We start from the raw sequence: 14,288 nt of genomic DNA, 5'->3' as shown, positions 1-14,288 counted from the left end.
TGAGAAGGGATATCCATACAAACAGATGAAGATTGCGGCCGTAACGTCTATAATCAGCGCCCCACACAGAGGTAGAACATGACTGTAACGACTTTTTCCGAACTTGAACTCGACGAAAGCCTGCTGGATGCCCTCCAGGATAAAGGTTTCACTCGCCCGACCGCCATTCAGGCTGCCGCCATTCCGCCTGCGCTCGATGGCCGTGATGTACTCGGTTCTGCGCCGACAGGCACCGGTAAAACGGCGGCATATCTGCTGCCGGCGTTGCAGCACCTGCTCGACTTTCCGCGTAAAAAATCGGGGCCGCCGCGCATTCTGATCCTGACGCCAACCCGCGAACTGGCAATGCAGGTTGCCGATCACGCTCGTGAACTGGCTAAGCATACTCATCTGGATATCGCCACGATTACCGGCGGCGTGGCCTATATGAACCATGCTGAAGTGTTTAGCGAAAACCAGGATATCGTGGTCGCCACGACGGGCCGTCTGCTGCAATATATAAAAGAAGAGAACTTTGACTGCCGGGCGGTTGAAACACTGATCCTTGACGAAGCTGACCGGATGCTCGACATGGGCTTCGCTCAGGACATTGAACATATCGCTGGTGAGACCCGCTGGCGTAAACAGACGATGCTGTTCTCCGCCACGCTGGAAGGCGATGCGATTAAAGATTTTGCCGAGCGCCTGCTGGAAGACCCGGTTGAGGTTTCCGCCAATCCGTCAACCCGCGAGCGCAAGAAAATTCACCAGTGGTACTACCGTGCCGACAATTTCGAACATAAAGTTGCGCTGTTGAAGCACCTGCTAAAACAAGACGATGCAACCCGTTCTATCGTGTTTGTACGTAAACGTGAACGCGTCCATGAACTGGCTGAAACGCTGCGTCTGGCAGGGATCAACAATTGCTATCTTGAAGGTGAGATGGCGCAGATCAAACGTAACGAAGGTATTAAGCGTCTCACCGACGGTCGCGTTAACGTCCTGGTCGCGACCGACGTCGCGGCACGCGGGATTGATATTCCTGACGTTAGCCACGTCATTAACTTCGACATGCCGCGCAGTGGCGATACCTATCTGCATCGCATTGGTCGTACAGGCCGTGCGGGTCGCAAAGGCACTGCAATCTCGCTGGTAGAAGCCCACGACCATCTGTTGCTGCTGAAAATCGGTCGCTACATCGAAGAGCCGCTAAAAGCGCGCGTCATTGATGAGCTTCGCCCGACCACGCGTGCGCCAAGCGAAAAGCTGACCGGCAAACCGTCGAAAAAAGTGCTGGCGAAACGCGCCGAGAAGAAAAAAGAGAAAGAAAAAGAGAAGCCGCGCGTGAAGAAACGTCACCGCGATACAAAAAATATCGGTAAGCGCCGCAAGCCAAGCGGTACGAAAATGCAGGAGCAATCCAGCGAAGAGTGATGATAATGCCGGGTTCGTTAACCCGGCATTTTTTTATCTTCCACGGTAAAACACGCCTCCATACACTGCATAAATATCTGCATTGCCGGGCTGACCGCTTTCCCGGCATGATGGGCGCACAGCGCCATGATCGATAGCGACGGCGCGCTAAACGGCAGCTCTTTCAACTGACCGGTACTAAGTTCTCGTTCAACGGTAAAACGTGGTAAAAAGCTGATGCCCAGGTTAGCAGCCACACACTGTTTAATGCTTTCAATACTCCACAGTTCAATGGTGTTTTCCAGCGTAATCCGCCTCTGCCGTAGCGTACTTTCAAACAGCTGGCGGAAGACACATTGCGGTTCATTGATGATGAAGCTACAGGGAATATGCTGATCTGGCTGCGTAAAATCAGCATCCTGTAGCAGTGGAGAGGCCACCAGCGCCAGCGACTGCTCCCCCAGTTGCTGCATCGTGAGCGCGTCATCATTACCTACGCGATAAAAAACGCCCAGATCGACCTCGTCATTCAGCAACGCATCACGTATCACATAGCAATTCAGCGACTGTAGCGACAATTTGACATTCGGCGCTCGCAGCTTAAAACGTTGTAAAACCTGCGGCATTTTGTACGCCAGTAAGGTTTCACCTGTCGCCACGCGCAGCTCTCCGCCGGGTTCCGCATCCTGCCTTGCGGCTTCACGAATCAACTCCATCACACGCGTCAGTTCATGGATATGCGGCATCAGCTTTTTCCCCTCATTGGTCAGGCACATTCGGCGCCCTATTTTCTCGAACAGTTGCAGGGAAAACTCACGTTCAAGCTGTTGAATATGAAAAGTTACCGTCGACTGAGTACAGCACAGCTTTTGCGAAGCCCGCAGAAACGAGCCCTCTTCCACTACCGTTTTCAGCGTAATAAACCGACGCAGATCCATAACCACCAACCTATCGAAAATCTCGAATTCAGAATTAAAAAACATTCATTTTTTTAAATATTTCATATCGGGTACTGTCTGCTAAAACAGAGGAGATGACAAGTGACACCGATGCTTTTAAGCGCTTTCTGGACTTATACATTAATCACCGCCCTTACCCCCGGCCCTAACAATATTCTCGCGCTTAGCGCAGCAACTGCACATGGTTTTCGGCAGAGTATTCGTGTACTGGCAGGTATGAGTCTGGGATTTTTGGTCGTTATGCTGCTGTGCGCCGGGATCGCGTTTTCCCTTGCGGTTATCGATCCGGCAATCATTCATTTACTCAGTTGGGTGGGGGCTGCGTATATCCTGTGGCTGGCGTGGAAAATTGCCACCAGTCCAGCGGCGGATGAGAACGCCAGACCAAAACCGGTTGGCTTTTGGGTAAGCTTTGGCCTGCAGTTTGTGAACGTCAAAATTATTCTTTACGGCATTACCGCTCTGTCTACATTTGTTTTACCGCAAACGCAGGCGCTGAACTGGGTCATCGGCGTCAGTATATTGCTGGCATTGATCGGCACGTTCGGTAATGTGTGTTGGGCGCTGGCGGGACATCTGTTTCAGCGGGCGTTTCGCCATTATGGTCGCCAGTTAAATATCATTCTGGCGTTACTGCTGGTGTACTGCGCGGTGCGGATTTTTTACTGACCCAAATAAAACAAAAGCGGAAAAGGCCCGGCCTCTTCCGCTTGTTATTACCGGATAAGCCTTACAGGCTTTCGGTAAAGGTACGAGCGATAACGTCGCGCTGCTGTTCCGGCGTCAGGGAGTTAAAACGCACCGCATAACCAGAAACACGAATAGTCAGCTGCGGGTATTTTTCCGGATGCTTAACCGCATCTTCCAGTGTTTCACGACGCAGAACGTTAACGTTCAGATGCTGACCGCCTTCAACGCGTACTTCCGGTTTAACTTCCATCGGAATTTCACGGTATTCAATCTCGCCCAGTTTGCTGACAGCCACAACTTCATCTTCAGCAAAGCCGGATTTTGCAACGATGCAGCGCGCTTCGCCTTTTTCGCTGTCCAGCAGCCAGAAGGAATTCAGCAGGTCGTCGTTAGCGGCTTTAGTAATCTGGATACCTGTAATCATGTGATGCCTCCCCAGGCAAAATTATTTGATTTCGGTCGGCCTAATCCCGGCCAATTGGTAAAACCATTGTTGCTTGAGTGTATATATACCCTTCGATCACCCTTCATTCTTTGATTTAAATCAATAAAAACCACACCACAAAAAGGGTGATGAAGGGAATTTATTGTTTTACATCAACTTACACCATTCAGACCTATAAACTTTTTACATAAATTTTCAACTATCTTTTGTAGGTAACCGTTTTTGTAGCACGCAGGATTTTGCACTGCAGAAAGAAGCAGTTAAGCTAAGGGAACTGGAAATTCGCAGGAGAGCGAGATGGCGACTGAGTTAACCTGGCACGATGTGCTGGCTGATGAGAAACAGCAACCTTACTTTATCAATACGCTTCACACTGTTGCTGGCGAGCGTCAGTCGGGTATCACGGTCTACCCGCCGCAAAAAGATGTGTTTAACGCCTTTCGCTTTACGGAACTGGGCGACGTTAAGGTGGTGATCCTGGGACAAGATCCTTACCACGGCCCCGGCCAGGCACATGGTCTGGCGTTTTCCGTGCGTCCTGGGATCGCTCCCCCGCCGTCATTAGTGAATATGTACAAAGAGCTGGAAGCCTCCATTCCCGGCTTTGTTCGCCCCGCGCACGGTTATCTGGAAAGCTGGGCGCGCCAGGGCGTACTGTTACTGAATACGGTGCTCACGGTACGGGCAGGCCAGGCGCACTCTCATGCCAGCCTGGGGTGGGAAACCTTTACGGATAAAGTGATAAGCCTGATTAACCAACACCGCGAAGGGGTCGTCTTCCTGCTGTGGGGCTCGCACGCCCAGAAGAAAGGCGCGATTATTGATCCACAGCGCCACCATATTCTGAAAGCCCCGCATCCCTCGCCACTCTCTGCGCACCGTGGATTTTTTGGCTGTAACCATTTTGCGCTAACGAACCAATGGCTGGAACAACACGGCGAGAAAACTATCGACTGGACGCCAGTATTACCGGCTGAGAGTGAATAACGTTGGCGGCTCGCCGTTTTATCGCCCGGATAACGGCGCGAAAGCGCCTTGTCTGACCGGGCGGCAGGAAGTACATCATTGGCCCGGCGCGCGTTGCGTCACCGGGCTGCAGCCCTTACGCTTTATTCTGTCGCCACCACTCGGCGAGCAGCACGCCTGTCGCAACCGACACATTCAGGCTTTCCACGTTCCCGGTGCCGTTAATTTTCACGCACAGATCGTCGGGTTCGCGCGCCGCTTCCGGCAGGTAGTCATATTCACGGCCTAAGACCAGCACCATCTTTTCCGGCAGGGTCGTACTAAAGAGCGCCTGACCGCGATCGCTGGACGTCGTCACCACGGTGTACCCCGCCTGACGAAAATCATCCAGTACGTCAACAATGCTTTCACCAGTGATTGGCTGGACATGCTCCGCCCCGCCTTCCGCGGTACGAATCGCCGCGCCGGACTCCAGCAACGCCGCATCCTGTACCACCACGCCTTTCACGCCGAAGTGCGCGCAGCTACGCATCATGCCGCCCAGATTATGCGGGTTAGCGACATCTTCCAACGCCAGCACACAGTCTTGATCCGCCGCCTGCTTTACCCATTGCTTAACGGTCGTACCGTTACGCTTTTTAATCAGGAAACACACGCCACCGTGGTGCTCGGTGCCGGAAGCTTTTGCCAGTTCGGCTTCATCCACCACATGGTAGGCTTTACGATTCGCCGCCATACAGCGCAGCGCCTCTTTAAAACGCGGGGTCACGCTTTGGATAAACCATGCGCGCACGATGGCGTCAGGACGGCTCTGGAATAGCGCCTGGCAGGCATTTTCGCCGTAGACGCGTGTCTCTTCCGCACGCTGGCGACGCAAAACTTCAGGGTCAATAAAACTTTTACCGCTAATACCACCATGATCGACTTTCTCAGGCGTTTCATCGCCTGGCGCGCGGGACACGGTGCGCCACGGCGAAGTTTCATGTTTACGGTCACGGCTCTGATTATTTCGCTCATCACGGGCGGGGCGACGTCCACCGTCAGTGCGAGACTTTGCTGGGCGGCCTCCCCCTTTCCCGGTACGCGGGTTATGGGTGCGTTTATCAGAGTCATCATCACTACGGACATACATCACTTTGACTTTGCCGCTTTTGTTTTTTAATTCATCGTTCATGCTTTTCTCCACCAGCGCTGCGCGAAGCGCGAAGATTACCCGATGTGCATCCGGTTAGCCATGATTTCGTTTAAAAGCTTGCGACTATTGTACTCATTGAATAAAACACATTGTTGTTTAGCACAGACTCCTCGATAATATGTAACATTATAGAAACATCCCGCGCGCAGCGGGACGTCTTCCGACGTATTCAGAGGTTAGCTATGAACACCGTTTGTACCCATTGTCAGGCCATTAACCGCATCCCCGACGATCGGCTTCAGGACGCGGCAAAATGTGGACGCTGCGGTCATGAGTTGTTTGACGGAGAAGTCATTAATGCGACCGGCGAAACGCTGGACAAACTGTTGAAGGACGATCTTCCAGTGGTGATCGACTTTTGGGCCCCCTGGTGCGGCCCTTGCCGTAACTTTGCGCCAATCTTCGAGGATGTCGCAGAAGAGCGCAGCGGTAAAGTCCGTTTCGTCAAAGTGAATACCGAGGCGGAACGGGAACTCAGCGCCCGTTTCGGTATCCGCAGCATCCCGACGATTATGATTTTTAAACATGGACAGGTGGTCGATATGCTTAATGGCGCAGTGCCTAAAGCGCCTTTCGACAGCTGGCTGAACGAAGCGCTGTAAACGCCACGGGGCGCATCTTGTGCCCCGTTTTCACCTCTGCCACAATAGCGTTTTTCTCCGCAAACGCTTTCTATGACCAATAACGCTGTCCTTCAGTTACGCGCCGAACGGCTTGCGCGCGCTACACGCCCTTTTCTTGCCAGAGGCAATCGGGTTCGCCGCTGTCAACGCTGCCTGCTGCCGCTAAAATCTTGCCTGTGTGATACGTTAACGCCTTCTCAGGCGAAAAGCCGTTTTTGTCTGGTCATGTTTGACACTGAACCGATGAAACCCAGCAATACCGGCCGGCTGATAGCCGATATTTTGCCGGATACCGCGGCGTTTCAGTGGTCGCGTACCGAGCCGCCGCAGGCGTTGCTGGAGTTGGTACAGCATCCGGATTATCAACCGATAGTGGTCTTTCCTGCGTCCTACGCCGGCGAAGCGCGCGAGGTCATTTCCACCCCGCCCGCCGGGAAACCGCCGCTGTTTATTATGCTGGACGGCACCTGGCCCGAAGCACGTAAAATGTTTCGTAAAAGCCCTTATCTGGATCATCTGCCGGTCATTTCCGTCGATTTATCGCGTCTTTCAGCTTATCGTCTGCGTGAAATCCATGCCGAAGGGCAATATTGTACCGCCGAAGTCGCCATAGCGTTGTTAGATCTGGCGGGAGATACCGAGGCGGCAACCAGTTTAGGTGAACATTTCACCCGTTTTAAAACGCGCTATCTGGCAGGAAAAACGCAACATCCGGGAAACGTCACAGCATAAAATAGCGAAAGCGTTTAAAATTATCCGGTCACTTCTGTGTAAGGGAAACCGGTATGAGCCAGCAAGGACTGGAAGCGCTACTGCGGCCAAAATCGATCGCGGTGATTGGCGCATCAATGAAGCCCCACCGCGCGGGTTACCTGATGATGCGTAACTTGTTGGCGGGCGGATTCAATGGCCCCGTCCTTCCCGTGACGCCCGCCTGGAAAGCCGTTTTAGGCGTCATGGCCTGGCCGGATATCGCCAGTCTCCCTTTCACCCCCGATCTGGCTATTTTATGCACTAACGCCAGCCGTAACCTGGCATTACTGGACGCGCTTGGCGCGAAAGGGTGTAAAACGTGCATTATCCTTTCTGCTCCCACGTCGCAACATGAAGAACTTCTTGCCTGTGCCCGGCATTATAAAATGCGTCTGCTGGGTCCAAACAGTCTTGGGCTCCTCGCGCCGTGGCAAGGGCTGAATGCCAGCTTTTCTCCCGTCCCGATTAAACAGGGCAAGCTCGCTTTTATTTCCCAGTCTGCCGCCGTTTCCAATACTATTCTTGACTGGGCGCAACAGCGTGAAATGGGCTTTTCCTACTTTATCGCGCTGGGCGATAGCCTGGATATTGATGTCGATGAACTACTGGACTATCTGGCGCGCGACAGCAAGACCAGCGCGATTTTGCTCTATCTGGAACAGTTAAGCGACGCCCGCCGTTTTGTTTCCGCCGCCCGTAGCGCTTCACGTAACAAACCGATTCTGGTGATTAAAAGCGGCCGAAGCCCGGCAGCCCAGCGTTTACTTAATACCAGCGCGGGAATGGACCCTGCGTGGGATGCGGCCATCCAGCGCGCAGGCCTGCTGCGAGTCCAGGATACGCACGAGCTTTTTTCCGCCGTCGAAACACTGAGCCATATGCGTCCGCTACGCGGCGACAGACTGATGATTATCAGCAATGGCGCCGCGCCTGCCGCGCTGGCGTTAGATGAGTTGTGGTCGCGTAACGGCAAGCTGGCGACGTTGAGCGAAGAGACCTGCCTGCAACTACGGCAGGCGCTTCCCCCGCACATAGATATTGCCAATCCGCTGGATCTGTGTGATGACGCCAGCAGCGAACATTACGTCAAAACGCTGGATATCCTGCTCGCCAGTCAGGATTTTGACGCGCTTATGGTTATCCACTCTCCCAGCGCTGCCGCGCCGGGTACGGAAAGCGCCCATGCCCTGATCGAGACGATTAAGCGCCACCCCAGAGGCAAGTTTGTTACGCTGCTGACAAACTGGTGCGGCGAGTTCTCGTCTCAGGAGGCAAGACGGCTGTTCAGCGAAGCCGGATTACCAACCTACCGTACGCCGGAAGGCACGATTACCGCGTTTATGCATATGGTGGAATACCGGCGTAACCAGAAGCAACTGCGGGAAACGCCAGCGTTGCCGAGTAACCTGACGTCCAATACCGCTGAGGCGCATAATCTGTTACAGCGGGCGATTGCGGAAGGCGCCGCCTCACTGGATACCCATGAAGTACAGCCGATTTTACACGCCTATGGGCTGCACACGCTCCCAACCTGGATTGCCAGCGACAGCGCTGAAGCGGTGCATATCGCCGAACAGATAGGCTATCCGGTAGCTCTCAAGCTGCGCTCGCCCGACATTCCGCATAAATCTGAAGTTCAGGGGGTCATGCTTTACCTGCGGACCGCAAGCGAGGTACAACAGGCCGCGAACGCCATTTTTGATCGTGTAAAGATGGCCTGGCCGCAGGCGCGGATTCACGGTTTGCTGGTACAAAGCATGGCTAACCGCGCCGGCGCGCAGGAGCTTCGAGTGGTGGTCGAGCACGATCCGGTGTTTGGTCCTTTGATTATGTTGGGTGAAGGCGGCGTAGAGTGGCGTCCGGAAGAGCAGGCGGTCGTCGCGCTGCCGCCGCTCAACATGAATCTGGCGCGCTATCTGGTGATTCAGGGCATTAAACAGCGGAAAATTCGCGCCCGTAGCGCGCTGCGTCCGCTGGATATTGTCGGTTTAAGCCAGCTGCTGGTCCAGGTTTCAAACCTGATTGTCGACTGCCCGGAAATTCAGCGTCTGGATATCCATCCGCTGCTGGCTTCCGCCAGTGAGTTTACCGCGCTGGATGTGACGCTGGATATTGCCCCGTTTGATGGCGATAACGAAAGTCGACTTGCGGTACGCCCCTATCCCCACCAGCTTGAAGAGTGGGTGGAGATGAAAAATGGCGATCGCTGCCTGTTCCGTCCGATCCTGCCGGAAGATGAGCCCCAACTACGACAATTCATCGCCCAGGTCACCAAAGAGGATCTTTACTACCGTTATTTCAGCGAGATCAACGAATTCACCCATGAAGATTTAGCCAACATGACGCAGATCGACTACGATCGAGAAATGGCCTTTGTGGCCGTGAGGCGGATGGACAACGCTGAAGAGATCCTCGGCGTAACGCGCGCGATTTCCGATCCTGACAACGTAGATGCCGAATTTGCCGTATTGGTGCGTTCAGATCTCAAAGGGTTGGGTTTAGGACGCCGTTTAATGGAGAAATTGATTGCCTATACTCGCGATCACGGATTGAAGCGGCTGAACGGTATTACGATGCCGAACAATCGCGGCATGGTCGCGTTGGCCAGAAAACTGGGATTTCAGGTCGATATTCAGCTCGACGAGGGCATCGTGGGATTGACGCTGAATCTGGCCAAATGTGATGAATCGTGAGTAATGTACTGGAAATGTTGACCACTTTAACGGGTACTGATGTTATTATTGCTCGCTTATGTCGTCTGCATAGCACAGAGGACCCTTCAATGAACAGAGAAGAAATGCACTGTGATGTTGTCAAAATTTAAGCGTAATAAACATCAACAACACCTTGCCCAACTCCCTAAGATTTCTCAGTCAGTTGATGATGTAGATTTCTTTTATACTCCTGCTACTTTTCGGGAGACACTGCTGGAGAAAATCGCCAGCGCGACGCAGCGTATTTGTATCGTTGCCCTGTATCTGGAACAGGACGATGGGGGTAAAGGTATACTCGACGCGCTCTATGCGGCTAAACGGCAGCGTCCTGAACTGGACGTGAGGGTGCTGGTCGACTGGCATCGCGCGCAACGCGGGCGCATTGGCGCAGCAGCCTCGAATACCAATGCAGACTGGTATTGCCGACTGGCGCAGGAAAACCCCGGCATTGATGTCCCGGTTTACGGCGTACCGATTAATACGCGAGAAGCGCTTGGCGTACTGCATTTTAAAGGCTTTATCATTGATGATAGCGTCCTGTACAGCGGCGCCAGCCTGAACGATGTCTATCTCCATCAGCATGACAAATATCGCTACGATCGCTACCAGCTGATTCGCAATCGGCAAATGGCAGACATCATGTTTGACTGGGTGACGCAAAATCTGATGAATGGCCGTGGTGTGAATCGTCTGGATAATACCCAGCGTCCGAAAAGCCCGGAGATTAAAAACGATATCCGCTTATACCGTCAGGAGCTGCGGGATGCGTCATATCATTTTCAGGGTGACGCTAATGACGAGCAGCTCTCCGTTACGCCGCTGGTCGGGCTTGGCAAATCCAGTCTGCTGAACAAAACCATTTTCCATCTCATGCCCTGTGCGGAGCATAAGCTCACCATTTGTACCCCTTACTTCAATCTACCAGCGGTACTGGTGCGGAATATTATTCAGCTACTGCGCGACGGAAAGAAAGTCGAAATCATTGTTGGCGATAAAACCGCGAATGATTTTTACATTCCGGAAGATGAACCGTTCAAGATCATTGGCGCGCTGCCCTATCTCTATGAGATTAACCTGCGCCGCTTCCTGAGCCGTTTACAGTATTACGTCAATACCGATCAGCTTGTGGTGCGTCTGTGGAAAGATGACGACAATACCTATCATTTGAAAGGGATGTGGGTAGATGATAAATGGATGCTACTCACCGGCAACAATCTGAATCCTCGCGCCTGGCGTCTGGATCTGGAAAACGCCATTCTGATCCACGATCCTAAGCAGGAGCTTGCCCCTCAGCGGGAAAAAGAGCTGGAACTTATCAGAACGCACACAACCATCGTAAAACATTATCGTGACCTGCAGAGCATTGCCGACTATCCGATAAAAGTGCGTAAATTGATTCGCCGCCTGCGCCGGATCCGCATCGACAGATTAATTAGCCGTATCCTGTAATCGAAGCCCCGTCCTGTACGGGGTTTTCTCTTAGGAGTGAACTGGTGCGCGTGTTGATTCCTTTTACGGTGTTGTTTCTCTCCGGGTGCAGCCATCTGGCTAACGACCACTGGAGCGGTCAGGATAAAGCCCAACATTTTATGGCATCAGCGATGCTATCGGCAGCCGGTAATGAGTATGCGCGTCGCCAGGGAGTAAGCCCTGACCGCAGCGCAGCGATAGGGCTGATGTTTTCTTTGAGTCTCGGAGCCTCAAAAGAACTCTGGGACAGCCGCCCGGAAGGCAGCGGCTGGAGCTGGAAAGATTTTGTCTGGGATGTCGCTGGCGCGACAACCGGTTACGCTATCTGGCAAATGGCGCGATACTAAAGGCGTAAGCCCTTTCCTTTACGGTGCAACATCAGCGAAACCAGGAAAGCCAGAACGGCCATCGCGGTAACATACCAGAAGAACGAACTCTCCATACCGACAGATTTTAGCGACAGCGCGACATATTCCGCAGAGCCGCCAAATAACGCGTTTGCTACCGCGTAAGATAAACCGACGCCCAGGGCGCGAACCTGCGCCGGAAACATCTCCGCTTTCAGGATCCCGCTAATCGAGGTATAGAAACTCACAATCAATAGCGCGCACATCACTAAAGCAAATGCGGCATAAGGCGACGTCACATTCTGCAACGCGGAGAGAATTGGAACGGTGAAAAGCGTCGCAAGCGCGCCAAAACATAGCATAGAAGTGCGCCTGCCAATCTTATCGGATAACGCGCCGAATAACGGCTGCACCAACATGAAAACACACAGCGCAGCCGTCATAATGCCGCTGGCGACATTGGCATGCATACCTGCTGTATTTACCAGATATTTCTGCATATAGGTGGTGAAGGTATAAAAGCACAGCGAGCCTGCCGCGGTGAAACCAAGCACCATCAAAAAGGCTTTGCGATTACGCCACAAACCTTTCAACGAACCGGCTTCTTTTAATGCGCGAGTCTCATGCTTCGAGGTTTCATCCAGCTGGCGACGTAGCCATAACGCCACAACCGCCAGCACGGCGCCCAGCGCAAAGGGAATACGCCATCCCCAGGCACGAAGCTCAGCATCCTCCAGAACCTGCTGCAAAATCACAACGACCAGCAATGCCAGTAGTTGGCCACCGATAAGCGTAACGTACTGAAACGACGCGAAAAATCCCTTACGACCTTCAAGCGCAACTTCACTCATATATGTCGCGCTGGTCCCATACTCTCCCCCTACCGAGAGCCCCTGAAATAACCTTGCAATAAGTAGCAGCGCCGGTGCCCAGGTGCCGATGGTATCGTAACCAGGTAAGCAGGCAATCACCAGCGACCCCATGCACATCATGCACACCGAAATCAACATTGAGGCTTTGCGCCCGCGTCGATCGGCAATGCGTCCAAACAGCCAACCACCGATAGGCCGCATTAAAAAACCGGCGGCAAAGACGCCTGCTGTTTGTAAAAGCTGAGTGGTGGTATTACCAGAAGGAAAGAAGATATGTGCAAAATAGAGCGAGCAGAAAGAGTAGACGTAGAAATCAAACCATTCCACTAAGTTTCCGGAAGAGGCCCCCACGATAGCCCATATGCGTCGCCGCATCTCCGGAGCCTCAGCGTTGTTTTTATCTATACGCTGAATAATTTCTGCCATACTGTTCTCCTTGTTGCCAGGCTTAATCGGCCTTTTATTTTGGAGATTCAGATTACGCGAGACCAAAAAGTAAATAAAGTGTTAATTATTTGTTTGCTAATTTTTATCCCCACCGTGCCTGATGCTGGCGTTTCCGTTTCAGATAGTCTTCGTCCTGACGAATTTTATCCCACCAACCTTTGAAAACCGTTGCCGCCGCGGCCTTAATAGGATCATTACCCCGTGTATTCAGGCTGCCGTCTTCTGCATACTTTTTACCGCCTTTATAGTTAGCGTATCGCCTGGCGCGGGTGTATCCCATCTGAATAAATTTACGCGCCATGTCCATACCAACGAAATCATCCTGCTGCCGGTAAGCTTCGAACAACTGGTAGATCTGTTCTGCGGATTTCATCGCCGATGCTTCATCTTTATAGCGCCAGAAAGGAAGAATTTCGCTTTTGTAGGGTTCAACCAGTAGCACCCCCTGCTCGCCTCGTCCAACCTGATACAATTCAGGCTGCTGGCGGAAGTCAATGCTGGAAAAGTCTTGCTGGTAGTTAAAAGGTTTGATAGCCAATGAAAATCCTCACTGCTTATATAAGCACGTGTAAAGGATAGTTCATCGTTAACGATTGGGTGGGATGTACTCTTGTCGGTTCTACAAGAACACCAGCTTCGTAGGCGGGATAATTCCTGTAGGCCGGATAAGGTGGAGCCGCCATCCGGCGGTGCAGGTTGCCTGATGGCGCTGCGCTTATCAGGCCTACATTTTTATAGTTACCGCACACGCAAAAAAGCCCGTCCTGGCGGAGGGGCTCCTTCACTTTATTTGATGCCTGGCATTTTATGGCGGGCGTCCTGCCCGCCACCCTCCGGGCCGTTGCTGCGCAACGTTCAAATCCGCTCCCGGCGGATTTGTCCTCCTCAGGAGAGTGCTCACCGGCAGACCACAGATAAAACAAAAGGCCCTGTCTTCCGACAGGGCCCTTCGTTTTATTTGATGCCTGGCAGTTCCCTACTCTCGCATGGGGAGACCCCACACTACCATCGGCGCTACGGCGTTTCACTTCTGAGTTCGGCATGGGGTCAGGTGGGACCACCGCGCTAGTGCCGCCAGGCAAATTCTGTTGCCGGAAACGAATCTTTTATCTTTCGTTCCCGAAAATCCGGAATCAGTGCTGAAAATCATCTCTCAACCGCCAAAACATCTTCGGCGTTGTAAGGTTAAGCCTCACGGTTCATTAGTACCGGTTAGCTCAACGCATCGCTGCGCTTACACACCCGGCCTATCAACGTCGTCGTCTTCAACGTTCCTTCAGGAGACCTAAAGTCTCAGGGAGAACTCATCTCGGGGCAAGTTTCGTGCTTAGATGCTTTCAGCACTTATCTCTTCCGCATTTAGCTACCGGGCAGTGCCATTGGCATGACAACCCGAACACCAGTGATGCGTCCAC

At 52.8% G+C, this 14,288-nt stretch carries 13 protein-coding genes and 2 rRNA genes; 8 read left to right on the top strand and 7 right to left on the bottom strand.

Going from position 1 to position 14,288, the window contains the following annotated elements; translation table 11 throughout:
* The first annotated feature begins 78 nt into the window (after window positions 1-78).
* Window positions 79-1,413 (top strand): ATP-dependent RNA helicase SrmB, encoded by a 1,335-nt coding sequence (srmB, locus tag J4613_RS16145; protein WP_000219174.1) that lies wholly within the window; start codon window positions 79-81, stop codon window positions 1,411-1,413.
* A 17-nt stretch (window positions 1,414-1,430) separates the two neighbouring features.
* Here srmB and J4613_RS16140 read toward each other — a convergent pair whose 3' ends face one another.
* Window positions 1,431-2,330 carry a LysR family transcriptional regulator gene (locus tag J4613_RS16140; RefSeq protein WP_111742539.1) on the bottom strand — a complete coding sequence of 300 codons (900 nt, stop codon included), beginning with the start codon at window positions 2,328-2,330 and terminating at the stop codon, window positions 1,431-1,433.
* 102 nt (window positions 2,331-2,432) lie between these two features.
* Here J4613_RS16140 and eamB point away from each other — a divergent pair, with 102 nt between their 5' ends.
* The gene (eamB, locus tag J4613_RS16135) at window positions 2,433-3,020 is read left to right on the top strand and encodes a cysteine/O-acetylserine transporter (RefSeq protein WP_000188414.1); all 588 of its coding nucleotides are present in this window, start codon (window positions 2,433-2,435) and stop codon (window positions 3,018-3,020) included.
* Between the two features lie 61 nt (window positions 3,021-3,081).
* On the opposite strand, the gene grcA is transcribed toward eamB, so the two are convergent.
* Window positions 3,082-3,465, bottom strand: a complete 384-nt coding sequence (grcA, locus tag J4613_RS16130) for an autonomous glycyl radical cofactor GrcA (RefSeq protein ID WP_000627811.1) — start codon at window positions 3,463-3,465, stop codon at window positions 3,082-3,084.
* 318 nt (window positions 3,466-3,783) lie between these two features.
* On the opposite strand from grcA, the gene ung reads away from it, so the two are divergent.
* Window positions 3,784-4,473 (top strand): uracil-DNA glycosylase, encoded by a 690-nt coding sequence (gene ung, locus J4613_RS16125; RefSeq protein ID WP_000179978.1) that lies wholly within the window; start codon window positions 3,784-3,786, stop codon window positions 4,471-4,473.
* Window positions 4,474-4,588: 115 nt separating this feature from the next.
* Here the strand turns inward: ung and J4613_RS16120 are convergent, their stop codons facing one another.
* A complete protein-coding gene (locus tag J4613_RS16120) occupies window positions 4,589-5,626 on the bottom strand; it encodes a tRNA/rRNA methyltransferase (RefSeq protein ID WP_001619563.1) in 1,038 nt (345 codons plus the stop codon).
* Between the two features lie 203 nt (window positions 5,627-5,829).
* On the opposite strand from J4613_RS16120, the gene trxC reads away from it, so the two are divergent.
* From trxC to J4613_RS16095, 5 genes are all read left to right on the top strand, one after another.
* Window positions 5,830-6,249, top strand: coding sequence for a thioredoxin TrxC (trxC, locus tag J4613_RS16115; RefSeq protein WP_001098732.1), 420 nt, complete (start codon window positions 5,830-5,832; stop codon window positions 6,247-6,249).
* Window positions 6,250-6,321: 72 nt separating this feature from the next.
* On the top strand, window positions 6,322-7,002 hold the full coding sequence (tapT, locus tag J4613_RS16110) for a tRNA-uridine aminocarboxypropyltransferase (RefSeq protein WP_000183642.1): 681 nt from the start codon (window positions 6,322-6,324) through the stop codon (window positions 7,000-7,002).
* A 53-nt stretch (window positions 7,003-7,055) separates the two neighbouring features.
* On the top strand, window positions 7,056-9,716 hold the full coding sequence (gene pat, locus J4613_RS16105) for a protein lysine acetyltransferase (protein WP_023221097.1): 2,661 nt from the start codon (window positions 7,056-7,058) through the stop codon (window positions 9,714-9,716).
* A 114-nt stretch (window positions 9,717-9,830) separates the two neighbouring features.
* Complete coding sequence (gene pssA, locus J4613_RS16100; protein WP_000949286.1) at window positions 9,831-11,186, top strand: CDP-diacylglycerol--serine O-phosphatidyltransferase; 1,356 nt, start codon at window positions 9,831-9,833, stop codon at window positions 11,184-11,186.
* 44 nt (window positions 11,187-11,230) lie between these two features.
* Complete coding sequence (locus J4613_RS16095) at window positions 11,231-11,554, top strand: YfiM family lipoprotein (protein ID WP_053445213.1); 324 nt, start codon at window positions 11,231-11,233, stop codon at window positions 11,552-11,554.
* Here the strand turns inward: J4613_RS16095 and J4613_RS16090 are convergent.
* The 4 genes from J4613_RS16090 to J4613_RS16075 all read right to left on the bottom strand — a co-directional run.
* Entirely contained in the window at window positions 11,551-12,852 is a 1,302-nt protein-coding gene (locus J4613_RS16090) for an MFS transporter (RefSeq protein ID WP_000807814.1), read from the bottom strand. The genes J4613_RS16095 and J4613_RS16090 overlap by 4 nt on opposite strands.
* Window positions 12,853-12,955: 103 nt before the next feature.
* Complete coding sequence (locus J4613_RS16085) at window positions 12,956-13,411, bottom strand: DUF4385 domain-containing protein (protein ID WP_000985653.1); 456 nt, start codon at window positions 13,409-13,411, stop codon at window positions 12,956-12,958.
* Window positions 13,412-13,836: 425 nt separating this feature from the next.
* Window positions 13,837-13,952, bottom strand: a 5S ribosomal RNA gene (rrf, locus tag J4613_RS16080).
* Between the two features lie 102 nt (window positions 13,953-14,054).
* A 23S ribosomal RNA gene (locus J4613_RS16075) occupies window positions 14,055-14,288 on the bottom strand; the annotation flags it as partial.

This window comes from Salmonella sp. 32020114201800008SM, assembly GCF_017572025.1.
In the GTDB taxonomy this organism is placed as follows: Bacteria; Pseudomonadota; Gammaproteobacteria; order Enterobacterales; family Enterobacteriaceae; genus Salmonella; species Salmonella enterica.
Note: the sequence above shows the minus strand (reverse complement) of the source record. Positions and strands in the feature narration are given on the sequence as shown.

Bases quoted from the DNA above. Each gene is read 5' to 3' on its own strand.
- trxC (WP_001098732.1), top strand. From the start codon at position 5,830: ATGAACACCGTTTGTACCCATTGTCAGGCCATTAACCGCATCCCCGAC.
- J4613_RS16140 (WP_111742539.1), bottom strand. From the start codon at position 2,330: ATGGATCTGCGTCGGTTTATTACGCTGAAAACGGTAGTGGAAGAGGGC.
- tapT (WP_000183642.1), top strand. From the start codon at position 6,322: ATGACCAATAACGCTGTCCTTCAGTTACGCGCCGAACGGCTTGCGCGC.
- J4613_RS16090 (WP_000807814.1), bottom strand. From the start codon at position 12,852: ATGGCAGAAATTATTCAGCGTATAGATAAAAACAACGCTGAGGCTCCG.
- J4613_RS16120 (WP_001619563.1), bottom strand. From the start codon at position 5,626: ATGAACGATGAATTAAAAAACAAAAGCGGCAAAGTCAAAGTGATGTAT.
- grcA (WP_000627811.1), bottom strand. From the start codon at position 3,465: ATGATTACAGGTATCCAGATTACTAAAGCCGCTAACGACGACCTGCTG.
- ung (WP_000179978.1), top strand. From the start codon at position 3,784: ATGGCGACTGAGTTAACCTGGCACGATGTGCTGGCTGATGAGAAACAG.
- pssA (WP_000949286.1), top strand. From the start codon at position 9,831: ATGTTGTCAAAATTTAAGCGTAATAAACATCAACAACACCTTGCCCAA.
- pat (WP_023221097.1), top strand. From the start codon at position 7,056: ATGAGCCAGCAAGGACTGGAAGCGCTACTGCGGCCAAAATCGATCGCG.
- srmB (WP_000219174.1), top strand. From the start codon at position 79: ATGACTGTAACGACTTTTTCCGAACTTGAACTCGACGAAAGCCTGCTG.